This is a genomic window from Galactobacter caseinivorans (assembly GCF_003640665.1).
GTDB classification, from domain to species: domain Bacteria; phylum Actinomycetota; class Actinomycetes; order Actinomycetales; family Micrococcaceae; genus Galactobacter; species Galactobacter caseinivorans.
The window spans coordinates 615,726-639,497 of the sequence record NZ_QQXL01000001.1; the positions used below are offsets into that span (position 1 = coordinate 615,726).

23 protein-coding genes are annotated in these 23,772 nt (G+C 67.9%); 12 read left to right on the top strand and 11 right to left on the bottom strand.

The window, feature by feature from the left end; genetic code table 11:
- The first annotated feature begins 503 nt into the window (after positions 1-503).
- A complete protein-coding gene (locus tag DWQ67_RS02935; protein ID WP_121484064.1) occupies positions 504-2,045 on the top strand; it encodes an alanine/glycine:cation symporter family protein in 1,542 nt (513 codons plus the stop codon).
- 356 nt (positions 2,046-2,401) lie between these two features.
- Here DWQ67_RS02935 and DWQ67_RS02940 read toward each other — a convergent pair whose 3' ends face one another.
- Genes DWQ67_RS02940 through DWQ67_RS02965 form a run of 6 tightly spaced genes read right to left on the bottom strand, consistent with a single transcriptional unit; the run spans position 2,402 to position 7,113 of the window.
- Entirely contained in the window at positions 2,402-2,857 is a 456-nt protein-coding gene (locus tag DWQ67_RS02940; RefSeq protein ID WP_121484065.1) for a fluoride efflux transporter FluC, read from the bottom strand.
- Positions 2,854-3,285, bottom strand: a complete 432-nt coding sequence (locus tag DWQ67_RS02945) for a fluoride efflux transporter FluC (RefSeq protein WP_158595348.1) — start codon at positions 3,283-3,285, stop codon at positions 2,854-2,856. Before DWQ67_RS02945 ends, DWQ67_RS02940 begins: the two co-directional genes overlap by 4 nt.
- Positions 3,278-4,111, bottom strand: a complete 834-nt coding sequence (gene hisN, locus DWQ67_RS02950; protein WP_121484067.1) for a histidinol-phosphatase — start codon at positions 4,109-4,111, stop codon at positions 3,278-3,280. Before hisN ends, DWQ67_RS02945 begins: the two co-directional genes overlap by 8 nt.
- A gap of 14 nt (positions 4,112-4,125) precedes the next feature.
- Positions 4,126-5,214, bottom strand: a complete 1,089-nt coding sequence (gene rsgA / locus DWQ67_RS02955) for a ribosome small subunit-dependent GTPase A (protein WP_121484068.1) — start codon at positions 5,212-5,214, stop codon at positions 4,126-4,128.
- Positions 5,211-6,626: a 3-phosphoshikimate 1-carboxyvinyltransferase gene (gene aroA, locus DWQ67_RS02960; RefSeq protein ID WP_121484069.1), complete on the bottom strand. Its 1,416-nt coding sequence runs from the start codon at positions 6,624-6,626 to the stop codon at positions 5,211-5,213. The genes rsgA and aroA overlap by 4 nt, the downstream gene beginning before the upstream one ends.
- Before the next feature lie 4 nt (positions 6,627-6,630).
- Positions 6,631-7,113, bottom strand: a complete 483-nt coding sequence (locus DWQ67_RS02965) for a DoxX family protein (RefSeq protein WP_121484070.1) — start codon at positions 7,111-7,113, stop codon at positions 6,631-6,633.
- 209 nt (positions 7,114-7,322) lie between these two features.
- Between DWQ67_RS02965 and DWQ67_RS02970 the strand changes: the two genes are divergently transcribed.
- Positions 7,323-7,985, top strand: coding sequence for a sigma-70 family RNA polymerase sigma factor (locus tag DWQ67_RS02970; protein WP_233555875.1), 663 nt, complete (start codon positions 7,323-7,325; stop codon positions 7,983-7,985).
- Positions 7,982-8,266, top strand: a complete 285-nt coding sequence (rsrA, locus tag DWQ67_RS02975) for a mycothiol system anti-sigma-R factor (protein WP_121484072.1) — start codon at positions 7,982-7,984, stop codon at positions 8,264-8,266. The genes DWQ67_RS02970 and rsrA overlap by 4 nt, the downstream gene beginning before the upstream one ends.
- 143 nt (positions 8,267-8,409) lie before the next feature.
- On the opposite strand, the gene DWQ67_RS14310 is transcribed toward rsrA, so the two are convergent.
- The 3 genes from DWQ67_RS14310 to DWQ67_RS02990 form a co-directional block, all read right to left on the bottom strand.
- On the bottom strand, positions 8,410-8,484 hold the full coding sequence (locus DWQ67_RS14310; RefSeq protein ID WP_121484249.1) for a 50S ribosomal protein bL37: 75 nt from the start codon (positions 8,482-8,484) through the stop codon (positions 8,410-8,412).
- A gap of 138 nt (positions 8,485-8,622) precedes the next feature.
- A complete protein-coding gene (locus DWQ67_RS02985; protein ID WP_121484073.1) occupies positions 8,623-9,234 on the bottom strand; it encodes a GDSL-type esterase/lipase family protein in 612 nt (203 codons plus the stop codon).
- Positions 9,235-9,433: 199 nt separating this feature from the next.
- Positions 9,434-13,276 (bottom strand): multifunctional oxoglutarate decarboxylase/oxoglutarate dehydrogenase thiamine pyrophosphate-binding subunit/dihydrolipoyllysine-residue succinyltransferase subunit, encoded by a 3,843-nt coding sequence (locus tag DWQ67_RS02990; protein WP_121484074.1) that lies wholly within the window; start codon positions 13,274-13,276, stop codon positions 9,434-9,436.
- 438 nt (positions 13,277-13,714) lie between these two features.
- Here DWQ67_RS02990 and DWQ67_RS02995 point away from each other — a divergent pair, with 438 nt between their 5' ends.
- The 5 genes from DWQ67_RS02995 (at position 13,715) to DWQ67_RS03015 (ending at position 19,353) form a co-directional block, all read left to right on the top strand.
- Positions 13,715-15,052 carry a hemolysin family protein gene (locus DWQ67_RS02995; protein ID WP_121484075.1) on the top strand — a complete coding sequence of 446 codons (1,338 nt, stop codon included), beginning with the start codon at positions 13,715-13,717 and terminating at the stop codon, positions 15,050-15,052.
- On the top strand, positions 15,049-16,137 hold the full coding sequence (locus DWQ67_RS03000) for a hemolysin family protein (protein ID WP_121484076.1): 1,089 nt from the start codon (positions 15,049-15,051) through the stop codon (positions 16,135-16,137). The genes DWQ67_RS02995 and DWQ67_RS03000 overlap by 4 nt, the downstream gene beginning before the upstream one ends.
- 369 nt (positions 16,138-16,506) lie before the next feature.
- Positions 16,507-17,529, top strand: coding sequence for a metal ABC transporter solute-binding protein, Zn/Mn family (locus tag DWQ67_RS03005; protein WP_121484077.1), 1,023 nt, complete (start codon positions 16,507-16,509; stop codon positions 17,527-17,529).
- Positions 17,516-18,400, top strand: a complete 885-nt coding sequence (locus DWQ67_RS03010) for a metal ABC transporter ATP-binding protein (protein WP_121484078.1) — start codon at positions 17,516-17,518, stop codon at positions 18,398-18,400. The genes DWQ67_RS03005 and DWQ67_RS03010 overlap by 14 nt, the downstream gene beginning before the upstream one ends.
- Complete coding sequence (locus DWQ67_RS03015) at positions 18,397-19,353, top strand: metal ABC transporter permease (protein WP_121484079.1); 957 nt, start codon at positions 18,397-18,399, stop codon at positions 19,351-19,353. Before DWQ67_RS03010 ends, DWQ67_RS03015 begins: the two co-directional genes overlap by 4 nt.
- Positions 19,354-19,460: 107 nt before the next feature.
- Here DWQ67_RS03015 and DWQ67_RS03020 read toward each other — a convergent pair whose 3' ends face one another.
- Both DWQ67_RS03020 and DWQ67_RS03025 read right to left on the bottom strand, forming a co-directional pair.
- Positions 19,461-19,703 carry a hypothetical protein gene (locus tag DWQ67_RS03020; RefSeq protein WP_121484080.1) on the bottom strand — a complete coding sequence of 81 codons (243 nt, stop codon included), beginning with the start codon at positions 19,701-19,703 and terminating at the stop codon, positions 19,461-19,463.
- Between the two features lie 4 nt (positions 19,704-19,707).
- Positions 19,708-20,133 (bottom strand): Fur family transcriptional regulator, encoded by a 426-nt coding sequence (locus DWQ67_RS03025; protein WP_121484081.1) that lies wholly within the window; start codon positions 20,131-20,133, stop codon positions 19,708-19,710.
- Positions 20,134-20,353: 220 nt separating this feature from the next.
- Here DWQ67_RS03025 and DWQ67_RS03030 point away from each other — a divergent pair, with 220 nt between their 5' ends.
- Genes DWQ67_RS03030 through DWQ67_RS03045 form a run of 4 tightly spaced genes read left to right on the top strand, consistent with a single transcriptional unit; the run spans position 20,354 to position 23,684 of the window.
- Positions 20,354-21,043: an MBL fold metallo-hydrolase gene (locus DWQ67_RS03030; RefSeq protein ID WP_121484082.1), complete on the top strand. Its 690-nt coding sequence runs from the start codon at positions 20,354-20,356 to the stop codon at positions 21,041-21,043.
- A gap of 12 nt (positions 21,044-21,055) precedes the next feature.
- Positions 21,056-21,940 carry a sulfurtransferase gene (locus DWQ67_RS03035; protein WP_199712579.1) on the top strand — a complete coding sequence of 295 codons (885 nt, stop codon included), beginning with the start codon at positions 21,056-21,058 and terminating at the stop codon, positions 21,938-21,940.
- 19 nt (positions 21,941-21,959) lie between these two features.
- A complete protein-coding gene (locus DWQ67_RS03040; protein ID WP_121484083.1) occupies positions 21,960-23,228 on the top strand; it encodes an NAD(P)-dependent alcohol dehydrogenase in 1,269 nt (422 codons plus the stop codon).
- 27 nt (positions 23,229-23,255) lie between these two features.
- Entirely contained in the window at positions 23,256-23,684 is a 429-nt protein-coding gene (locus tag DWQ67_RS03045) for an HIT family protein (protein ID WP_121484084.1), read from the top strand.
- Positions 23,685-23,772 lie beyond the last annotated feature (88 nt).

Genomic DNA, 23,772 nt, shown 5'->3' on the forward strand with positions numbered 1-23,772 from the left:
ACCGGCCTCGTGCTGGATGAGGACGAGATCGTGGCGCCCAACGGTATGTTGCCTGGCCAGGAGAGTGCCAGGTGGTGGGGCACGTTGCAGTGGCGCGTGATGTCGGCGGCAACCGATTCACACCACACGCGACGCTGGCCTGCGATGAGGAATCGCATGGATGGCTCCTTGTAGTAGTGCCACCCATCTCCACATCCCGTAGTGCAAAGGCCCCGGGGTCCGCTCGTTTGAGTGGATCCCGGGGCCTTCGTGCGTCCTGGGGCGTGTTGGCTCGGGGCCGCGGGGGTCGCGGGGTCGGGTGAGGGCGGACAGGGCGGGGAAGCGGCCTTATCGACGAAGAGCGGCCTTGAGGGGTGCTTCCGGGCGATATGCCCGCTTGGTCGGACGCGCCGCGTGTTCGTGTACTGTCCTTCCCGGGGGCAAGGTGACGCGCATCACATAGGCGCACTGTTTCTGAGGGCCCACCGCGCACCACTCACACTCCTTTGGAAGAGGCCGACACCATGAGCGATGCATTAACCGCGATCAACAGCGTGATCTGGAGCGACTGGCTGGTCTATCTCTGTCTAGGCACCGGCATCTATTTCTCTGTCCGCACGCGATTCCTGCAGCTGCGGCACGTCAAGGAAATGTTCCGCTTGCTTGTTGGGGGTGAGAAATCCCCTGACGGCGTCTCGTCCTTCCAGGCGCTTGCCATGTCCTTGTCCGGCCGCGTTGGCACGGGCAATGTTGCGGGCGTCGCCACTGCGATCGCCTTCGGTGGCCCCGGCGCGCTGTTCTGGATGTGGACTGTCGCCTTCTTGGGTGCCTCCACCTCCTTCATCGAGTCCACCTTGGGCCAGATGTACAAGACCCGGGACTCGCTGTCAGGCGAGTACCGCGGTGGTCCGGCCTACTATCTCTCCCGTGCACTGGCTCACACCAAGGGTGCGCCGTTCTTCAAGGTGTACGGCTACGTCTTTGCGGCCGTCACCGTCCTGGCCTGCGGCGTGCTGATGCCGGGCGTGCAGGCAAACTCGTTGGCCACCGCGATCGACGGCGCCTGGACGGTGCCTGCCTGGGCCGTGGCCGTCGGTACGGTCATTGTTCTGGCCTTCGTGATCATCGGTGGCGTCAAGCGCATTGCTGTTGTGGCCTCGGTCGTGGTGCCGTTCATGGCGATTGCCTACATCCTTGCGGCACTGGTCATTGTCATCCTCAATGCTTCTGAGTTGCCTTCCACTATTGCCCTGGTGTTCGGAAGCGCCTTCGGTTTGAATTCTGCACTGGGTGCCGTTGTGGGCCTGGCCGTGATGTGGGGCGTCAAGCGCGGCGTCTACTCGAACGAGGCGGGGCAGGGTACCGGCCCTCACTCGGCGGCTGCAGCCGAGGTGTCGCACCCGGCCAAGCAGGGCCTAGTCCAGGCCTTCGCCGTGTACGTGGACACCCTCTTCGTTTGCTCTGCTACCGGATTCTTGATCATCTCAACTGGTGCTTATCGAGTGTTCTCCGGTGGGACCGAGGACGGCGAGGTGCTCGTGGAAGGCGGTCTCCTGTCCGCGACAGCGGTCGTCGGCCCGCAATATGTGCAGGCCGGCTTCGACTCCGAATTCCCCGGGATCGGCGCCGCGTTCATCGCGATCACGCTGTTCTTCTTCTGCCTGACCACGATCATCGCTTACTACTACATGGCAGAGACGAACCTCCGTTTCCTCCTGGGCAAGACCTCCGCGAAGATCATCCCCGGCATCCGGACCAGCATCGGACGCGTCATGACGGTGGCGCTGCAGGCACTGATTCTGGTTGCGGTGGCCTACGGGTGCGTGAACACGGCGACCGACGCGTGGACCATGGGTGACATCGGCGTGGGGCTCATGGCTTGGTTGAACATCATCGGGATTCTCATCTTGCAACAGCCGGCGCTCAAGGCCTTGCGTGACTACGAGGCCCAAAAGAAGCAAGGCTTGGACCCTGTCTTTAATCCGACTCCGTTGAACATCAAGGGAGCCACGTTCTGGGAGAGCTACGTTCCTCAGCGGAAGAAGGCCGAGGCCAAGGAACGCTGAGGCACGGCACGGGCTTGGCGACCTTTTTGTAGCCCGCCTTCCGCCGTGTGGGTCATCCGGTGCGCGCTCGCGTCTTTCATGACGTGGGTGCGCACCGGCTTTTCGTGCAAGAGCCGGCGGGCGGCGTGTGGAAGGCTCGCAGGCAGCGTCGAGCGAGAGGTCGAAGCGGGCCTATCGACGAGGAGCGGGCGTGAAGGGTGCTTGGGAGCGATAGTCCCGCTTGTCCGACGGCGGCGGACAGGGAGGCGGCGGACAGGGGGGAGAGGCGGCGGACGCGGGGGAGGCGGTGAGCGCCGACGGCCGGCGGAGGGGAGGTCCTGTGCCCGACGACGCTTGGTCGCCTGGCCTGTCTCGGCTTAGGCGCCCAGCGCGAGGCCGGCCCACGCAGCGAGTCCGCCAAGGAGGAGATGGGACAAGAACACGCTCATGGCGGTGCCCCAGCGGCGCTCACGCACGGCACCGGCGATCGCCACCGCCCACGTGGACAGCGTCGTGAGCCCGCCGCAGAATCCGGCTCCCAACACTGCCGCCCAGTCCGGGTGGCTCAGGTGCAGCCCCCAGGCGAGGCCCAAGACAAAGGCGCCAACCACGTTGACAACCAGCAGCGCCCACGGCCATCCGGCAGCACGCCCGGCCGCGGGCCCCGCCGCACGCCCTGCACGCCCCGCACGAGCACCTCGGGCGGCAGGCGCATCAGGAGCGTCGGCGCGCCGGGCCCGCCAAGCCGTCCACGCGTCGTCGAGCAGGACACGCCCCAGCGCGCCAAGGGCACCGGCGCCGCCCACGGCCACCGCTAGCCAGAGCCCGTTCATGCGGTCTCACCCCGCGGTGCGAAGCGCCGGCCCCACATCAAGCCAATCCAGGCCACGCCCACGCCCACCACCACCTGGGCCAGCACCTCCAGCGGCCGGAAGGGATGCACCAGCGTGAGGGCCAGCGCGGAGAAGGTCGTGAACGCGCCAAGGAATCCGGGGCCAAGGCCAGCCCGGACCCAAGCCCGCCGCGAGCCCGGACCACGCCCCACGGCCCACCATCCCGACAGCACGCCCAGAGCCAGGGCGCCGGCGGTATTGACCCCGGCGGTGATCCATTCGCCCGCACTGAGCCCGGCCGTAGTCCCCGAGCCGCCGTCCACCAGAAGGCCAAGGCCGTAGCGGCCCAGCGTCCCAAGGAAGGCGCCCACGAGCACGGCGGCATAGCGCTGCCAGCGGGTCCAGCGCGACCAGGAGTGGCTAGGCACCCGAGCCGGCACCGGGAAGCGGCGTCGGGGTGCGCTGGGATCCCAGGGTGCCCAGCGCGTCAAGCGCCTGCTCGTGCAGCAGCGAGTTACTTGCGATCGCGTTGCCGCCGAACGGCCCGTCCTCGCCCTGCAGGGACGTAAACCGCCCGCCGGCCTCGGTCACGATGGGCACCAGCGCCGCCATGTCGTAGAGGTTCAGCTCCGGCTCGGCGGCCAAATCCACGGCGCCCTCAGCAACCATGGCGTAGGACCAGAAATCGCCGTAGGCGCGCGAACGCCACAGCTTCTGTTGCAGGTCCAACATGCCGTCCATCCATCCGCGCTCTCGCCAACCGGTCAGGGAGGAGTAAGAGAGGGAGGCGTCGGACAGCTTGGACACGCGGGAGACCTGCAGCCGGCGGGCCTGCGAGAGCGAGCGGCCGGTGTAGGAGCCGCCGCCCTTGGCCGCCCACCAGCGCCGATTCAGCGCGGGCGCGGACACCATGCCCACCACCACCTCGCCGTCCTCCACCAGGCCAATGAGCGTGGCCCACACGGGGACCCCGCGCACAAAGTTCTTGGTGCCATCGATGGGATCGATGACCCAGTGCCGATCCCCGGAGCCGGTGGAGCCAAACTCCTCGCCGTACACCGCATCGCGCGGCCTGGCGCGGGAGAGATGCCCGCGGATGGACTCCTCAGCGCGCTTGTCTGCGTCCGTCACTGGGGTCAGATCCGGCTTGGTCTCCACCTGCAGATCCGCGGCCCGGAAGCGGGAGAGCGTGAGCTCATCCACGGCCTCTGCCATGAGGTGGGCCAGGTGGAGGTCGTCGGAGAGGCGCGTCATGGCCTCCAGCTTACTCAGGCGCCGCCGTCGCCCAGTTCTTTGACGTCCTCTACGGCGTCGGAGCGGGAGGCCAGCAGGCGTCGCATCGAGGCTAGGCGGTCCGCGCCGTGCGGTCCGGCGTGACCGTCCGCCACCCAGGCGTCCAGGGCGCAGCCGGCGGCGTCCACGGCGTGTGTGCACCCGCGGGAGCACTGGGCAGTGGCCGGCACCAGGTCCTCAAACGCGTCCACCACGGCCTGCGGGTCCACGTGGGCCAGCCCAAAGGAGCGCACCCCAGGGGTGTCGATGATCCAGGTGCCCGGTTCTGAATCCAGCATGCGCAAGGCAATGGCCGACGACGAGGTGTGCCTACCGCGGCCCGTCACCTCATTCACGTGGCCGGTGGCGCGCTGGGAACCGGTGAGCGCGTTGACGAGCGTGGACTTGCCCACGCCGGAGTGCCCCAGCGTGGTGCTGATGCGCCCATTGAGCACGCGGCGCAGCTCCGCCAGCGCCTCCAAGTCCACCAGCAACGAGCCATGCGCGTCGTTGCCGCCAGTGCTTGAGCGGGAGACGATCACCTCCATGCCAAGCGGCCGGTACGTGGACACCAGGTCCACCGGTTCGCGCAGATCCGCCTTGGTGATGACCAGGACGGGCTCAATCCCGGCATCATGTGCCGCCACCATGGTGCGGTCAATGAAGCCGGGGCGCGGCTCGGGATCCGCAGCGGCCACGACGATGACCACCTGGTCCACGTTGGCGACCACCACGCGCTCCACGGGGTCGGTGTCATCCGCGCTGCGGCGCAACAGGGTGGTGCGCTCCTCGATGCGTACCAGCCGTGCCAGCGCGTCCGGGCCGCCGCTGGTGTCTCCCACCAGGCTGACCAGGTCGCCCGGCACGATGGGCTGGCGGCGCAGCTCGCGAGCGCGCATGGCCATCACCGTGTGCTCGTCCGGCTGGGCCTCGTTCACGACCGCGGTGTAGCGGCCGCGATCAACCCCGATCACCCGGCCGCGCACGGCGTCATCATGCTTGGGGCGATCCTTGGTTCGCGGGCGTGAGCCCTTCTTATTGGGGCGAACCCGGACATCTGATTCGTCCCACTCGCGCTGGCTCACGCGGGGACACCCGCGGGCTGGGCCGCGCCGGCGTGGGAGGCCAGCATGCCCTCCCACATCCCGACAAAGCCGGGCAAGGTCTTAGCGGTGGTCGCCACGTCAACGACCTGCACGCCCGGCACTGCCAGGCCCATCAGGGCGCCGGCCGTGGCAATGCGGTGATCCTCGTAGCTCTCCCAGACGGCGCCGTGGGCGGCGCCAGGCTCTGGGGAGATTTCCAGCCCGTCCGGCAGCTCGCGGGCGGCGACGTTGACCCGCCCCAGCTCAGTCACGAGCGCCGCGAGGCGGTCCGTCTCGTGCCCGCGCAGGTGCGCAAGGCCGGTCAGGCGGCTGGTTCCTTGAGCAAGCGCACAGAGCGCCGCGAGCGTGGGTGCCAGCTCGCCCGTGTCCGCGGCGTCCACCGCGGTGAGGTGGCCGGTGCCGGTCACCTCAAGCGTGCCGTCCTGGGTGAGGTGCACCTGCGCGCCCATGCGGGGCAGCAGCTGCGTCCAGAGGGCGCCGATTTGGGTGGTCTTGGCTGGCCAACGCGGAACCCGAACCGTGCCGCCACACACCAGCGCTGCGCCAAGGAAAGGCCCGGCATTGGACAGATCCGGTTCCACCGTGACATCCCCGGGGGAGGGCACGCCGGGCTCCACGCGCCACCCCAACCCATCGGGGTCGGTGCTGGCGCGCAGGCCGGCGCCACGCAGCGTGACCATGGTCATCTCAATGTGCTGGGGGGAGGGCAACACGGCGCCAGTGTGGCGCACGTGGATGCCCTCCGGGAAGCGGGAACCCGCCAAGAGCAGCGCGGAGACGAACTGGCTTGAGCCGCTCGCATCCACCTCGATGCGCCCCCCGCGCACGGCAGCGGAGCCGGTCACGGTGAACGGCAGGTGGCCGTCCTCGCCGCCGTGAACCTCGACGCCGAGCGCCTTGAGGGCCTGGATGACGGGGCCCATGGGCCGACGCCGAGCGGCTGGGTCCCCGTCAAGGCGCACCGGACGCTGCGTCAGGGCGGCGACGGCAGGCACAAAACGCATGACGGTGCCGGCCAAGCCGCAATCGATCTCTACGGGCGCGGGCGAACCCACACCTTGAACCGAACCCTCACCAGGCGACCCGGCCGCCAGAGGCGACCCAGCGGCGTCGGGCAGGGTGAACGGCGTGACGGTCCACACCGGGACGCCGTCCGAGTCCGTCCCTTGCTTGATCCGTGCGCCCAGCTGCTCCAGCGCCCGCACCATGAGGCGCGTATCGCGAGAATCCAGCGGTGCCACCACCTGGCTTGGCGCGCCCGCGAGGGCGGCCAACACCAGGTGACGGTTAGTGAGCGACTTTGAACCCGGAAGGTTCACGGTGGCGTTCAGCGGCCCGGGGGAGACGGGCGCCGGCCAGGGATCAAGCGGGACGGAACTCACGGACGTCATCGACTCAGGCCAGGGCCTTCTTTGCGGCACGGGCCTCGCGCTTGACGACGCGCTTGCCACGGCGGCCGGCATCATGTGCGCGCCAGGCCAGGGAGGGCTTGCCCGCCGTGTCAACGGCAGCCAGCAGCGCGCCGCCGGTCAGGCCGACCTGCGTGGCCAGCGTGGCGACCTTGTTGCCGGAGTCCTCCGACTGCGTGTCGGCGGCGATCGTGAGGGCCTGTGAGGCCACGATCAGGGTCGAGGAGAGGCGCGGTGCCTTGCCGAGGGCCAGCAGAGCGCCGGCACCAATCTGCACGCCACCAAGGACGCGGGCCAGCAGTTCCGGGCGGTCAGCCAGCGAGCTGAGCTGGGGCAGCGAGCGGGACGCGCGGTTCAGGACCGGGCGCAGCTGCGAGGCCGTGGCCTCGGGGGCACGCAAGCGGGAGATGCCGCCCAAAACAAACGGCGCGGCGAGCATCGGACGGGCCAGTGCACGAACGAGAGACATGCTTCCTCCAAAAGATTGAGCCTTCCCTGTGGTGCAGGGAACGGATGTCAGTGCCATCCTCCCACGATCCGCGCCATGGCTCGAAGACCCGCGCAGACGCCGCCCGGGAATAGGGCGCCGCCCCGACTCGTTGACGTGGGTGCAAGCGAGAGAAAGGGGCACGGATGCCAACGGCCACGCTGGAGCGCAGACAAGTAGACTGGCGCTCGATGACGACCAATAGCACCGACGAGTCCGTCGTGGACCTGTCCACCGAGACCGAAGATCAGCGCCGCGCTCGATTTGAGCGGGACGCCATGCAGTATGTGGACCAGCTGTATTCGGCCGCATTGCGCATGGCCCGTCAGCCCTCAGACGCCGAGGATCTGGTGCAGGAAGCGTTCGCCAAGGCCTACGCTTCCTTCCACCAGTACACCCCCGGCACCAACCTGAAGGCCTGGCTGTACCGCATCCTGACCAACACGTACATCAACCTGTACCGCAAGCGTCAGCGCGAGCCCAAGCGTTCCAGCACCGAGCAGGTGGAGGATTGGCAGTTGGGCGGCGCCCTGGGACACCAGGAACCCGCACTGCGCTCCGCCGAGGCCCAAGCGCTGGATCACCTTCCCGACTCTGACGTGAAGCGCGCCCTGCAGTCCATCCCGGAGGAGTTCCGACTCGCCGTCTACTTCGTGGACGTGGAGGGCTTCCCGTACAAGGAAGCCGCGGAGATCCTCGGTGTCCCCATTGGCACCGTGATGTCTCGCTTGCACCGTGGCCGAAAGCAACTGCGAGGGATGCTCTCCGAGTACGCGGCGGAGCGTGGCGTTGACGTCAACGCCCGCGCACGCACCGCGGACAAGAGCGCCCGAGCGAAGGAGCAGGAAAAATGAACGAGGACTGCCTCAAGCTCGGTGATTGCACCGACACGCGCTTGGAACGCATCTACGAGTACCTGGACGGCGCGCTGAGCCGCTCCGACCTGCAGACCGTGCAAGAACACCTCAGTACCTGCGAGGAGTGCAGCGCCCAGTATGACCTGGAGTGCATCATTCGCTCGGTCGTGCGCCGCAGCTGCAGCGAGACGGCGCCGCAGGACCTGAAGAGTCGCATCATGGTGCGCATCGACGAGATCCGCGTTGAGGGCTCAAGCCATCAGGGCAGCTCGCACTAACGCCTGGAGTGCGCGGCGCGGCGCGGTTCGCTCGGCGCACCGAGCCGAGCACGGCGCGGTCGCCGCACACAGCAAGAGGCCGGTCATCTTTCCCTCAGGGGGAAGGATGACCGGCCTCTTGCTGTTTAGCTCAACCAGCAGGATCAGGCGTTGGGACGCTTGCCGTGGTTTGCGCCGCCGTGCTTGCGGCTGCGGCGCTTGCGTGCGCGCTTGCTCATGACTGACTCCTCACTTCTCGACGCGGACACTCACCGACAAAGCGGCGAATTCTTGATCCATTCTCTCACGCCGGGGCGGGAGTCCTGGACGGGTCACGAACGCGCAGGCTCGTGACCGGGTAAAAGACGGACTGCAGGCTAGACGGTGCCCGCGTTGGGATCCGCCACGCCGATCCACGGGTACCAGCCGCGGTGCAGCACCAGCCAGGCCATGAGCCCGTGCCCCTGCTGACCGGGGATGCCGTTGTGGGCCGCCAGGTCGGAGCGCCACTGCTCGTGGGCCTCCAGCGGCGTGAAGGTGTCCACGTAGAAGTGGTTGCGGCGGGTGGTCACGTCGCCAAAGGCGGTGCTGAGCTGGGCCAGGCGGCGGTTGCGATCCGCGTCAAGGGTGGGCGGCGGGCCCACCACAAAGGCGTTCAGGCTCAGCTGCGTGGCCGCATCAAGGATGTTGGCCAGGTTCAGGCGCGAACGGGCCGTGGAGAGGCCTGCGCGTTCGTCTGCGCCGGACAGGGCCACGACCAGGCGGTTGTCCCCCTCCAGGTCAAAGCGGCGCTGTGCCTCGCCGAGCCACCTGTCCGCGAGTACCTCGGTGGTCTCGTGGGGGTTGGCCAGCACATAGGGGGAGAGGTCCAGAGAATCCTGGGGGGTCTTCGAGAGGACGCGGCCAAACCAGCCGAGCGCGCGCGGATCACCGTGACCGGCCAGAAGTTCGTCGCCAATGGCGACCAGACGCAGGGAGCGGGTGTCCACGCGGGAAGTCCTTTCGTGTGGGAACGGCCCCACTGTATTGCATATGTACCGCGGATCTTGGGAGCAATCGCGCGCCGCAGGCAAGGTGGCGGGACGCTACTGACACAGTGCCCGACGCCGTGTGGCTGGGCAAGCGCGGATAACGCCGCGGGGGTGGGGCACGCTGTGCGTGCCCCACCCCCGCGGGATGACCTCTACATCAGGCCGAGAAGGCGCTCTCTACGAGTGCCTTGAGCTCCGCGTCGTGACGCTTGTGGGAGCCCGTGGACGTGGCGGCGAGGGCCCGGCGGGAGTGCACGGTGACCTTGCGCTCCAGCGTGGGCAGCAGGTTCAGGGCCATGAACGGCCACGGTCCCTGGTTCTCCGGCTCGTCCTGCACCCAGCGCACATCGGCGTTGGGGTACTTGGCCAGCTCGGCCGCAATCTCCTCTGCGGGCAGCGGGTAGAGCTGCTCGACGCGGACAATGGCGGTCTTGCCGTCCCCACGGGATTCCTGCTCGGCGAGCAGGTCGTAGTAGAGGCGACCGGACACCAAGAGCACGCGCTCCACGGCGTCGCCACTGGGCACTGCGGCGTCGCCGATGACCGGCTGCCACTTGCCCTGCGTGAACGCCTCCACCGGCTGGGCTGCTGCCTTCAGGCGCAGCAACTGCTTGGGCGTCATGACGATCAGCGGCTTGCGCGGGCGCAGGTAGGCCTGGCGGCGCAGAGCGTGGAAGTAGTTGGCGCCATTGGTCGGGTTAATGACGCGCATGTTCTCTTCTGCACACATCTGCAGGTAGCGCTCCAGGCGGGCGGAGGAGTGATCCGGGCCCTGGCCCTCGTAGCCGTGCGGCAGCAGCAGAACCAGCGAGGAACGCTGACCCCACTTCTGCTCACCGGAGGAGATGAACTCGTCGATGATGGTCTGCGCGCCGTCGGCAAAGTCGCCGAACTGGGCCTCCCAGAGCACCAACGCGTCCGTGCGCTCCACGGAGTAGCCGTACTCGAAGCCCATGACCGCGAACTCAGAGAGCGGGGAATCATAGATCAGGAACTTGGCCTGGTCGTCGCTGATCTGGCGGATCGGGGTCCACTCGTCGCCGTTGAGGCGGTCGTGGAACACGGCGTGGCGCTGCACAAAGGTGCCGCGACGCGCGTCCTGTCCGGTGATGCGCACGGGCACGCCCTCGTGAGAGAGCGAGGCGTAGGCGGCCAACTCGGCAAAGCCCCAGTCGATGCCACCCTCGGTGGACATCTTGGCGCGCTTCTCCAAGAGCGCCTTGAGCTTGGGGTGCACCGTGAAGCCCTGCGGAACGTCCGCGTGGGCCTGGCCAACGGCGGCGAGCAGCTCCGCCGAGATGGCGGTCTCTACGCCGCGCGCATCGGTATCAGCGCCGTCCTCGGCCTGGGCGCGGGGCTTGTCAAGTGCGTTGACGGACTGGCCGTCCTCCACCGTGGGGATGGGGGAGGTCTGCGCGGCGTGCGTCTGCACAAACACGCTCTCCAGGCGGGCCTGGTAGTCCTTGACGACCTGGTCAGCCTCTTCCTGCGTGATGTCGCCGCGGCCCACGAGGGCCTCGGTGTACAGCTTGCGGGTGGAGCGCTTGGCCTCGATGAGGTTGTACATCATGGGCTGGGTCATCGAGGGATCGTCTCCCTCGTTGTGACCGCGGCGGCGGTAGCAGATCAGGTCAATGACCACGTCGCCGTTGAAGGCCTGGCGGTACTCGAACGCCAAGGTGGCGGCCTGCACCACTGCCTCGGGGTCATCCCCGTTGACGTGGAAGACCGGCGCCTGAATGAACTTGGACACGTCGGTGGAGTACACCGAGGAGCGTCCGGCGGAGGGCGGGGTGGTGAAGCCGACCTGGTTGTTGACCACCACGTGGATGGTGCCACCGGTCTTGTACCCGCGCAGCTGGGACAGGTTCAGCGTCTCGGGGACCACACCCTGGCCCGCGAACGCGGCGTCGCCGTGGACCAGGATCGGCAGCACCGAGTAGCCCTCGTCGCCACGATCAATCAAGTCCTGCTTGGCGCGCACAATTCCCTCAAGGACCGGGTCAACGGCCTCGAGGTGGGAGGGGTTGGCTGCCAGGTACACCTTGGTGGTGTTCCCTGCCTCTGAGGTGAAGGACCCCTCTGTGCCCAGGTGGTACTTCACGTCGCCGGAGCCTTGGACGCCTGCCGGGTCCTGGATGCCCTCAAACTCGCGGAAGACCTGAGCATAGGTCTTGCCGGCAATGTTGGTCAGGACGTTGAGGCGCCCGCGGTGGCTCATGCCAATCGCGGCCTCGTCCATGCCCGCGTCTGCGGCACCGGAGATGATGGTGTCCAGCAGCGGCAGCAGCGACTCGCCGCCCTCAAGGGAGAAGCGCTTCTGGCCAATGAACTTGGTCTGCAGGAACGTCTCAAAGGCCTCGGCCTGGTTGAGCTTGCCGAGGATGCGCAGCTGCTCTTCGCGGCTGGGCTTGGTGTAGCCGTGTTCCAGGCGCTCCTGGAACCAGAGGCGCTGCTCCGGGTCCTGGATGTGCATGTACTCAATGCCGGTGGTGCGGCAGTAGGCGTTGCGCAGCACCCCAAGAATGTCACGCAGGGGCAGGCGATCCTTGCCGCCAAAGCCGCCGGTGACCCAGGAACGGTCCAGGTCCCAGAGCGTGAGCCCGTAGGTCTGCACGTCAAGGTCGGGGTGGCGACGCTGCACGTAAACCAGCGGGTTCGTGTCCGCCATGAGGTGGCCACGCTCGCGGTAGGCGTGGATGAGCTGCTGGATGCGCGCAACCTTGTTGATCTGCAGATCGGTATCAACCTGGTTGTCCTTGGCCCAGCGAACGGGCTCGTAAGGAATGCGCAGGGCCTCAAAGATCTCGTCCCAGAACTCTTCGCCGAGCAGCAGCGACTCCACGGTCTTCAGGAACTCGCCGGAGCCGGCGCCCTGGATCACGCGGTGATCGTAGGTGGAGGTCAGGGTGATGATCTTGCCGATGCCGTTGTTGGCGATCACCTTGTCTGAGGAGCCGCGGTACTCGGCGGGCACATCCAGTGCGCCGACGCCGATGATGGCGGCCTGGCCCTTGGACAGGCGCGGCACGGAGTGCACGGTGCCGATGCCGCCGGGGTTGGTCAGGGAGACGGTGGTGCCTGCGTAGTCATCCGCGGTGAGCTTGTTGTTGCGACCGCGACCAATCAGCGCCTCGTAGGTGTGCCAGTAGGTCGCGAAGTCCATCTGCTCCGCGGCCTTCAGGTTCGGCACCACCAGGGAGCGTGTGCCGTCCGGCTTGGGGATGTCGATGGCAATGCCAAAGTTCACGTGCGGGTGCTGGACGGCGACGGGCTTGCCGTCGCGGACGTCGTAGCTCACGTTCATGGACGGGAAGAGCTTGATGGCACGGATCACGGCAAAGCCGATCAGGTGCGTGAACGAGATCTTGCCGCCGCGGGCGCGGCGCAGGTGGTTGTTGATGACAATGCGGTTGTCAATGAGCAGCTTGGCCGGGACGGCGCGCACGGTGGTTGCCGTGGGGACCTCAAGCGACATCTCCATGTTCTTGGCGATGGCCTTGGCCGGGCCCTTGAGCACCTGCACGGCCTCCACGTCGGAGGCGGCGGCTGCTGCGGCCTTCTGCGGATCCGCGGGGACCGGCTTGGCCTTCACGTCCGAGGGGCGCACGGACGGCGACTGCGCTGCGCGGGCGGGCTGTGCTGCGCCGGCTGCCGGGGTTGCGGCCTCGGCGGGCGTTGCCTGTGAGCTGGGGCGGCTGGCCGCTGCTACCGGCTGGGCCGGGGCCTTGGGTGCGGCGGGCGAGCTAGCCGTGGTGTTCGACGCCGCGGGGGCGGGTGCCGCTGCCGGTGCCGGGGGAGCTGCGGGGGCGGGCTGCGTAGGGGTTTCCTTTGCGGCGGGTGCGGGGGTGCTGGCGCCCTGCGCCAGGTCCTCAAACACGCTCCACCACTTGGGATCCACCGAGTTCTTATCCGCGAGGTACTGCTGGTACAGCTCCTCGACGAGCCACTCGTTCCCTCCGAACTCCTCTTTTAAGCGGTCGTTCGACAGTTCTGGCACGGTGAATACGCCTCGTTTCACAGGGTGGCTATGCGTCATGAACGTGTCAGCGAACCTCACCAGATCCGGCCACATTCGCGTCCCACTCTAGCCACGATTACGCTTCCGCGCCCAATCTCTGCGGCGATTCTCACCTACCGCTCACTTCGACCGCCTGTAGAAGTTTTGCGCCGCGGGCTGCAAGGGCCGCTCAGCCGGCCTGTCACAGGTGCAAGGGGTGTTGTAAACGCCACTCTGCGCTGGTCTCTGGGGCGTCAAGCCGTAGACTTAACTCACTATGCACTCTCACTCTCAGTGCCGGCCCGCCGCCTTTACGCGACGTGCCGGCGCCCAGCGAATCTGCCAACCCGATCCCCAGCGATCGGAGCCTTCCAGTCCGGGCTTGTGGACTGACCCGCTAGGGTCCTCGAGCACCCTCCGCCGCGAGGTGGTGCTCTGATGGAATGGCTTCTCCTGCTCGTAGGACTGGTCCTGATCCTCGGAACGGCCTTCTTTGTTGCCGTCGAGTTTTCACTTGTAGCCCTGGACGTGCCCAGCGTGAAACGCGCTGTGGACAACGGGGACCGCAAGGCCGAGCCGCTGCTGCGGTGCCTGCGCACCCTGTCAACACAACTCTCCGCCGTGCAACTGGGCATTACGCTCACCACCTTGCTCACCGGCTACGTCATCGAGCCGAGCCTCGGCGCCCTGCTGCGCGCGCCGCTGGAGAGCCTGGGGCTCGGGCCTGTCAGCCAGCCCATCTCCTTGGTCGTGGCGATGGTCCTTGCCACGCTGCTCTCCATGGTGCTGGGTGAGCTCATCCCCAAGAACCTGGCCATCGCGGACCCGTTCCGCCTTGGCCGCATCCTGGCGCGCCCGCAGCTCATGTTCTCTGCGGTGTTCAAGCCCGCCGTCGTGGTGCTCAACGGCTTTGCCAACTGGATCTTGCACCGCTTCGGTTTGGAGGCCAAGGAGGAGATCTCCGGTGCGCGCACCCCGGAAGAGCTCACCAGCCTCATCAATCGCTCCGCCCTGCTCGGCACGGTGGATCAGGGCACCGCACGCTTCCTCTCGCGCACCCTGCACTTCTCTGAGCGCACGGCCTCTGACGTCATGACGCCGCGCATCCGCATGCAGGCAGTGCACGTGAATGACCCGCTTCCGCTGGTCATCGAGACGGCACGTCGCACCGGATACTCGCGCTTTCCCGTCATCGGGGACTCCTCGGACGACGTTCTGGGAGTCGCGCACGTCAAGAAGGCCGTCTCCGTCCCGCGCGATCGCCGCAGCGAACTGGTCGCGGCCAACATCATGAGCGAGATTTCCCAGGTCCCGGAGACGGTGCACCTGGATGACCTCATCGGTGAGCTTCGCGAGGCCAACTTGCAACTCGCCGTCGTGCTGGATGAATACGGCGGCACCGCCGGCATCGTCACGCTCGAGGACCTGGTGGAAGAGATCGTGGGAGACGTGACGGATGAGCACGATCGCACCCAGCCCGGCGCGCTGCAGACCGCGGATGGCCGCTGGTACCTGCCGGGGCTGCTGCGTCCGGATGAGGTGACGGATCAGATTCCGGGCCTCAAGGTGGATGATGAGTCCTCATACGAGACGCTGGGTGGGTATGTGATGGCCTCGCTTGGCCGGGTTCCCGTCCTGGGGGATGAGGTGCCAGCCCACGGCGGCACGCTGAAGGTCTCCAGGATGGACGGAAAGCGCGTGGACCGGCTGCAGTTCACGCCCACCGCGCAGGCCCAGGCAGAGCCGGGACGCAATGAGAAGGGAGCCTCCGCATGAACGACTGGTGGGGAATCTTCTGGCTTGTGGTGCTCCTGTTCGCCAACGCCTTCTTTGTTGCGGCGGAGTTCGCCGTCATGTCCGCCCGGCGCTCGCAGATTGAGCCCAAGGTCCTGGCCGGCAATAAGCGCGCCAAGACCGCGCTGCTGGCGATGGAGCACGTCTCCGTCATGCTTGCCGTGTGTCAGCTGGGCATCACGGTCTGCTCGCTGCTGATCCTGAACGTGGCGGAGCCCGCCATTCACCACCTGTTTGCGGCTCCGTTGGAGGCGTTGCACGTGCCGACAGCGGTGGCGGATCCGGTGGCGTTCATCGTGGCTCTGCTGATCGTCACCTTCCTCCACGTGACGCTGGGCGAGATGGTTCCCAAGAACATCTCCGTCTCCATCGCGGACAAGGCGGTCATGGCCTTGGCCACGCCGCTCGTGTGGATTGCCCGCTTCGTGAAGCCGATTGTTTTTGTCCTGAACTGGATTGCCAACCACGCCGTGCGTGCCCTGGGGCTCGAGCCCAAGGATGAGGTGACCTCCACGTACACCATCGACGAGGTCCAATCCATCGTCGAGGAATCCCGCAGGGAGGGCCTGCTGGAGGACGATGCGGGGCTGCTGACCAGCGCGTTCGAGTTCACCGAGCGCACGGTGGGTGACATCGCAGTGCCGATGGGTCAGGTGGTCACGCTGGATGTGGACACCACGCCTGATGAGTTTGAGCGTGCCGTGGGGCGCACGGGCTTTTCCCGCTTCGTCATGACGGAGCCGGACGGCGAGTTGGCCGGCTACCTGCACCTCAAGGACGTCATGACCATCCCGGAGGAGCGGGCGGAGGCGCCCATTCCCGTCATTCGCCTGCGTTCGCTGGCGAACCTCGACGCGGACGTTGAGGTGGAGGACGCCCTGGCCACCATGCAGCGCACGGGCTCCCATGTGGCGCGAGTGCTGGACCAGGCCGGCGCCACCACGGGCATCCTCTTCTTTGAGGACGTGGTGGAGCAGTTGGTCGGGGAGATCCGGGACGCAACGCAGCAGACCGGTGAGCGCCGATACAACATGTCGGTCGACGACGCGGAGTCGCCTTCCGCATGAGCCTGACGGGCTCGCGGTGGCTGGCTTGGTGTACCCGGGCCCCGCGCCGGCCGCCATGCTTCAGCAGCGAGGGCCGTCCCAGGTGGGGCGGCCCTCGCTGCGCGCGGGGGCACTGAGGACACTGGGTGGCACTGGGTGGCACTGGGGGGCACTGGGGGCACTGGGTGAGTTGTGGGGAGGCGCGGCAACGCAGGGCCGTGGAGGGGGCCCAGGTCGTGGACGGTTCAAAAGTGGTCTACGATGAGAACCGTTCTCATTAAGGACCCGGCGAGAAGCATCCCACCGCCGCGGTCCGGGGAACCCCAGACGTGAAGTACACCCCCCGCACTGCCCCCGCACTGCACCCCCCCGAATCCTTGGAGGATCACCATGATGAGCACCGCACGGCCAGCCCGCCGTTTCGCCAGCCGCACCGCCGCGAAGGCGTCCGCCGCGCTGGTAGTCCTCCTCGCGGCGTCGGGCATCACCTCTTGTTCCGCGCCCGCCCAGGGCTCTGAAGGCGCGCAGGGCGACGCGCTGAAGGTGACCGCCTCCACCAGCGTCTACGGCTCATTGGCCCAAGCCGTGGGCGGGGAGGACGTGGCGGTGGAATCCATCATCTCCTCGCCGTCGCAGGACCCCCACTCCTACGAGGCCACGGCCCGCGACAAACTCACCCTGAGCCACGCCAAGCTGGTGGTCCTCAACGGCGGCGGCTATGACGACTTTGCTGTCCAGATTGTGGATTCACTCTCCTCCAAGCCGGCCGTCATCAAGGCCATGGAGGGGGAGGGGCACTCGCATGAGGGCGAGCATGCGGAGGAGTCCTCAGGGGAAGCCGCGAAGGAATCCGCCCAGGACGACCATGCTCACGAGCACGCCGAGGGCAACGAGCACGTCTGGTATGACCTGCACCAGATGCAGCACCTGGCGACCAAGCTCAAGGACGGCCTCTCTGAGGCGGACCCGGACAATGCCGCCGGGTACTCCGAGCGTGCGGAGCAGCTGACCCAGAAACTCAAGGGCCTGGAGGAGCGCGCCCACGGGCTGGAAACCAAGGCCAAGGGGGCAAGCTACGTGATGACGGAGCCCGTGCCCCAGGCGCTCTTGGACACCGCTGGCCTGAAGAACGTGACCCCGAAGGGCCTAGCGGAGTCCATCGAGGAGGGCAACGAAATTGCGCCGCTGGCCATGAAGTCCGCAACGGAATCGCTGGAGGCAGGCAAGGTGAGTGTCTTCGCGTTCAATTCGCAGACCGCGGATGATCAGACCAATGCCCTCAAGGCCGCCGCCCAGAAGGGCGGGGTTCCGGTCCTGGATGTGACCGAAACCCTGCCGGAGGGGCAGGATTACCTGAGCTGGATGGGCAAGAACATTGACGCACTCGAGGAGGCGCTGGATGCGGCCAAGTAAGGCGGCAGGCACGGTATCGGGTTCCGCCGCGGCGCAGAGCCAGCAGCAGGTGCCCGCCGTGCAATTGCACAACGCGGGAGTGGACTTTGGCGACCGCACCCTCTGGAATGGGCTGGACCTGGACGTGCGTCCGGGGGAGTTCATTGCGGTGCTTGGACCCAACGGTTCTGGCAAGACCACGCTGCTGAAGGTGCTGCTTGGCATGCAGAGGCTGACCTCCGGCACCGCCCAGATCGCGGGCAAGCCCGTGGGTCACGGCAGCCCGGACGTGGGAGTGATTCCGCAGCAGCGCCCGTTGCCTGAGGGAACCCCGCTGCGCGCAAGGGACCTGGTGGCCCAAGGAATCGATGGGCGCCGCTGGGGCCCGCGCTGGCTTGACCCGCAGCGCAGGCAGACCCAGGAACGGGTGGATGCCCTCCTGGAGAAAGTGGGCGCGAGTGATTACGCCGAGCGCCCGGTCTGGATGCTCTCCGGCGGCGAGCAGCAACGCCTGCGAGCCGCCCAAGCCCTGGCCACGGACCCCGCGCTGCTGCTGTGCGATGAGCCGCTGCTCTCGCTGGACGTGGCCCACCAGGAGGACATCACCAACCTGATTGCCTCCCAGGCCAAGCAGGAAAACACCGCCGTGCTCTTTGTGACCCATGAGATCAACCCGGTGCTGCCCCACGTGGACCGGGTGTTGTACCTGGCCGGCGGTCGCTTCCGCATTGGCACCCCGGAGGAGGTCATCACGACCGAATCGCTGAGCGACCTCTTTGGCCGCCCGGTGGATGTGGTCAGGGTGGGTGACCGGGTCGCCATTCTTGGCGGCGAGGATCACGTGCATCACGACCACGACCACGGCCATTCGCACGGAGAGGCGGCCCGATGAACGCGGTGAATGCTGTGATCGGCACGGACCTGTGGGGTCGCGTGTTCTCCTTCCAGGACTACGGAGAGTTGCTTGGCCTGCTGTGGCCCTCCCTCGGGGCCGGAGCCGTGCTTGGTGTGGTGGGCGGCGTGATCGGCGTGGTGGTCATGGCCCGGGATATGGGCTTTGCCGTCCACGGCATCTCCGAGCTCAGCTTCGCCGGTGCCTCCGCGGCGCTCCTGCTGGGGTTCGATGTGGTGACGGGCTCAGTGGTGGGTTCCATCCTGGCTGCCTTGGTGCTGGGGCTACTTGGCAGCGGTGCGCGCGAGCGCAATGCCATCACCGGCGTGCTGATGCCCTTTGGCTTGGGGCTCGGAATCCTGTTCCTCTCACTCTATGAGGGGCGCAGTGCCAACAAGTTTGGGTTGCTCACCGGCCAGATTGTGGCGGTGGATGGCGACAAGGTCGTGACGATGGTGGCCGGCGCCATCGTGGTGCTCACCGGGCTGGCTATCATCTGGCGTCCGCTCATGTTCTCCTCCACGGACCCGTGGGTCGCGGTGGCGCGTGGCGTGCCGCAGCGGACCCTCTCGGTGGTCTTTGTGGTGCTGCTTGGCCTGGCCGTGGCCATGGCCATCCAGATCGTGGGCGCGCTGCTGGTGCTCTCCCTGCTCATTACCCCTGCCGCGGCGGCGCTGCACCTGACCTCGCGCCCGGGCAAAGCGGTGCTGCTCTCCGTGGTCTTTGCCGTGGTGAGCGTGGTGGGCGGCATCATGCTTGCCCTGGCCGGGTCACTCCCCGTGAGCCCGTACGTCACCACGCTGTCCTTCGCCATCTGGTTGGTGGCCCGGGCAGTGGGTGGTCGGCGCGAGCGTCGCGGAAGTGGTGGCGGGCGTGTGAGCGGTGGGCGCGGTGCAGGTTCCACGGCGCCTGGCGCCGTTTCCGCGGGACTGAGCCAGGCGGCGTCGGGCTAGGGCTGTGGCCCTGGGTGGTTTGCGGCTCCGGATCGAGGTGTGCGGCTTCAGTTTGAGCCGCACACTTCGATGGTGGGCCGCAAACTGTGGTGCGCCAGCCGCACACCTTAGTGGCGGGAGTCCTCCGGGGACCCGGTGGGCGCCTTGCCCAGCCCGTGGCCGCGGAACTCGCGCACGGTCACGTACAGCATGCCGGCGGTGACGACCGCGAGGATCAGCCCAAGAATCGCGTGGCCGTCAACGAAGGACAGCACGGTCCACACCAGCAGGGCCAGGCAACCAAGGGCCTCAACCCACTGGGAAAAACGGGCGACGGCGCGGCCGGGGACTCGGGGGGTGCGGGGACTCATGCCTCTAGTCTCCCAGGCCCGCCTGCTTCGCGGAGCACGCGGCGCACAGGCCAGAGAGCTCCACGGTGTGGCCCACCTGTGTGAAGCCGAAGCGTTCCGCGACGCGGGAGGCCCACGCCTCTACCTCCGGGGCCTCCACTTCCTCCGTTGCACCGCAGGAGCGGCAGACGAGGTGGTGGTGGTGTTGCTCAACGGCGCAGCGGCGGAAGACGCCCTCGCCGTCGTCCAGGCGCACTGCATCGATTTCTGAGTCGTCCGCCATCTGCTGCAGCAGGCGATACACGGTCGCTAGGGACACGGAATCGCCGTGATCGCTGAGGCAGGCGTGAATTTGCTGCGCAGTGCGGAAGTCGTCGTGACGGGCCAGCTCGGCCTCGAGCGCCAGCCGTTGCTTGGTCACCCGGCGGGCGGGGGCGGGCTGGACGCTCATCGTGACTCCTCTGCTACCTTTCCCCGAGGTCCGGGGCGGTGCGCGCGGCGGCCACAGGGGCGTGAAAACGCGCGCATTCGAGCCTCCAGTCTAGTCGCTTTGGCGCCGGCACGCGGTGGCGCCGCCCACAGCACGGCGTGCCCCCGCGACCTCATGGGCCCGCACCTTCGCGACCACACAAGCCCCCACAAAGCGGCGCCCCGGGACTAGGCTGGCAGTTATGGAGCTCACCAAGTTTGGACATTCCTGCGTACGCATCGACACCGAGATGGAGACGGAGACCGGCGGGCGCGCAGTGCGCCTCACGATTGACCCGGGCACCCTCTCGGATGCCCGCGCCGCGTTGGAGCACACCGACGCCATCCTGGTCACGCACGGCCACCCGGATCACCTGGACGAGGCGCTGGTGGTGGAGGTGCTGCAGGCCCGCCCGGAGCTGCGACTCTATGGCCCGGCGGATGTGATCAGTGGCCTCACGCAGCGCCACCCGGAGCCCACCCTGACCAAGCGCCTGGTGGCGCTGGAGCCGGATCAGGAGCTGGAGATTGAGGGCGTGAAGGTGCGCGCTGTGGGCGGGCAGCACGCCCTGATTCACCCACTCATCCGCACCATCGACAACCTGGGCTACATCCTGGATGGCGCGGTGTACCACCCCGGAGATGCGCTGATTGTTCCCGCAGGGAGTGCGTCGCTTGCCGTCCTGCTGGTCCCGGCGTGGGCGCCCTGGTCCAAGACGTCTGAGGTGGTGGATTTTGTGGCCGCCGTTCGCGCCGCCAAGGCCTATGGCATTCACGATGCCCCGCTCGCCGCCTCTGGTCAGCAGCTGATTTCCGCGCAGCTCTCCGGCCTGGGTGGGCGCACCGGAACGGTGTACGAGCAGTGGGAAACCGGCGCCACCCTGACCGTCTAAGGAGCCATACAGATGAGCACCACCCCGCTGATCGGCGCGCAGGAGTTGCTGGCCGCCGTCAATTCGGAGCACCCGCCGCTGCTGCTGGACGTGCGCTGGCAGCTCATTGCGTCCCGCCCGGAGGATCCGGCGCATCCGGTTGGCTACGCGGACTACCTGGAGGCGCACCTGCCCGGCGCGGTCTTTGTTGACCTCAGCACGGAGCTGGCCGGGCCCGCGTCCCGCGAGGCGGGGCGGCACCCGCTGCCGGGGGCCGCGGACTTTGCCAGCGCCGTCGAGCGCTGGGGCTTGGCAGAGGGGCAACTAGCGATCTTCTACGACGACCAAGGTGGCCTTTCCGCGGCGCGCGGTTGGTGGCTGGCGCGGCACGCTGGCCTGGATGCCAGGGTGCTCGACGGCGGCCTGCAGGCGTGGATTGCGGCCGGCGGTGAGTGCGTGGCCGGGCCGGGCGCCCCGCCCGTTCCTGAGCGGCCGGCCACCGCAGGCTGGGGGTACATGCCGGTCGTGGACGCGGACGGAATCGCCGCCTTGGCTGCCGCGTCTGCGCGCGGCGTCGAGGATGCTGTGGTGCTGGATGCCCGCGCCGGGGAGCGCTACCGCGGGGAGACCGAGCCCATCGACCCGCGCGCCGGGCACGTCCCGGGCGCGCGCTCGCTGCCCACCGCGGGGAACCTGGCGCCGGGGCGGCGGCTACTCCCGCCCGGGGCGCTGCAGGAACGTTTTGCTGCGCAGGGAGCCGTTCCGGGAGCTCGTGTGGGCGTGTATTGCGGCTCCGGGGTCACGGCCAGCCACCAGATCCTGGCGCTGGCGACGGTGGGGGTGGGCGCTGCCCTGTACCCAGGGTCCTGGTCGCAATGGTCCTGCGATGACGCCCGGCCGGTCGCAACCGGCGCATGACAGCGGTAGATTCGAGACCATGAGTGTTGTTCGCCCGCCGTCCCTGACCGCCCTGACTGCCCTGCGCGAGAAGCTCTCCGCGCGGCTTCCCATCCGGGGTACCGGCAAGCCTGGTGGCGGGGACCCGCGTTCGGCGTCCACCAACCCAGAGGGCCCTGAGCAGTCGCCCGTTGAAGCCGCCTCCCTGGCCGGCCGGGGCCAGGCACACACCGCGCAGGCACGCGGCGTGCGGACCTTGGGCGGGAACCTGGAGACCGTGCTGCTGCCGCGACGCGCCGCCGATGCGCATGACGTGGTGATCGCGGTGGAGTTCTGCGGGCTCTGCCACTCGGACGTGCACGCCGCGCGAGGGGAGTGGGGCGGCCGTGCGCTGCCGCTGGTTCCCGGGCACGAGATCGTGGGCCGCGTGGTCGCAGTGGGATCAGAGGTCAGCCTGCATGCCGTGGGAGATCGAGTGGGGGTGGGCTGCCTGGTGGCCTCCTGCCGGGAATGCGACGAGTGCCGCGCCGGGCGTGAAATGTTCTGCGAGGTGGGCTCCGTGGGCACCTACGGCGCCTGGGATCGCTTCCACGACGAGCGCACGCAGGGCGGCTACTCCACGTCCGTGGTGGTGGCAGAGGACTTTGTGCTGCGCATCCCCGAGGCACTTGATCCCGCGGCCGCGGCCCCGCTGCTGTGTGCGGGCATCACGACGTACTCCCCGCTGCGATCCGCGGGGGTGGGCCCCGGCAGCCGGGTGGCCGTGGCTGGGCTGGGCGGCCTGGGGCACCTCGCCGTCAAGATCGCCGTCGCCATGGGCGCGGAGGTGAGCGTCTTCACCACTAGCCCCTCCAAGGTGGATGCCGCGCTGGCGCTGGGTGCCAGCGACGTGGTGCTCTCCAGGGATCCCGAGGCCATGAAGGCCCAGACCCGCCACTTCGACGTCATCATCGACGCGATCGCCGCCGCACACGACCTCAACGCCCTGCTGCGTTGCCTGCGACCCACGGGCCGGCTGGTCCAGGTCGGTTTGCCGCCCGCAGAGGACGGCGCGGCACAGGGCGGCGCCGGCGACACCGTCGCTCCCGTCGACTCCACGCTCTTGGTGCGCAACGGCCTCTCCCTGCATGGCTCCAAGATTGGCGGCATTCCTGAGACGCAGGAGATGCTGGACTTCTGTGCGGAGCACGGCGTGGCCACGGACATCGAAATGGTCACGGCCCACGAGCTGGACGCCGCGTGGGAGCGCATGGTGGCCGGAGACGTGAAGTATCGCTTTGTGCTGGACGCCGCTACCCTCACCGATTGAGCCGAACCCTCTACCCAAGGAGTCAGCATGCCTACCCTCTTCACGCACATCATCAATGGCGATGTCCCGGGCCGTTTTGTGTGGAAGGACGAGCACTGCGTCGCCTTCTTGTCTATCGGCCCCCTGGCCGCGGGGCACACCCTGGTGGTGCCCCGTCAGGAAGTGGACCGCTGGACGGACGCCCCGACGGATCTGTTGGTTCACCTGACGGAGGTGGCGCAGGTGATCGGCAAGGCGCAGGTCGCCGCGTTTGGCTCGGCGCGGGCCGGGCTGGAGATCGCCGGATTTGAGGTCCCGCACCTGCACCTGCACGTCTGGCCCACCAACTCGATGGCGGACTTTGACCTGAGCAAGGCCCGCACGGACGTTCCGGCGGAGGAGTTCGACGCCGCTTTGCACACTCTGCGCGCGGCGCTCGTGGCGCAGGGGCACGGCGCGTACGTTCCCGAGGCCTGACGCTGAGGCCGGCCTTGCGCTGCTGGGATTCGGCGGGAAGCTTGCGCTGAGCCGCTGAGCCGCTTGGTTCCCGGTGCCTGGTGCCTGG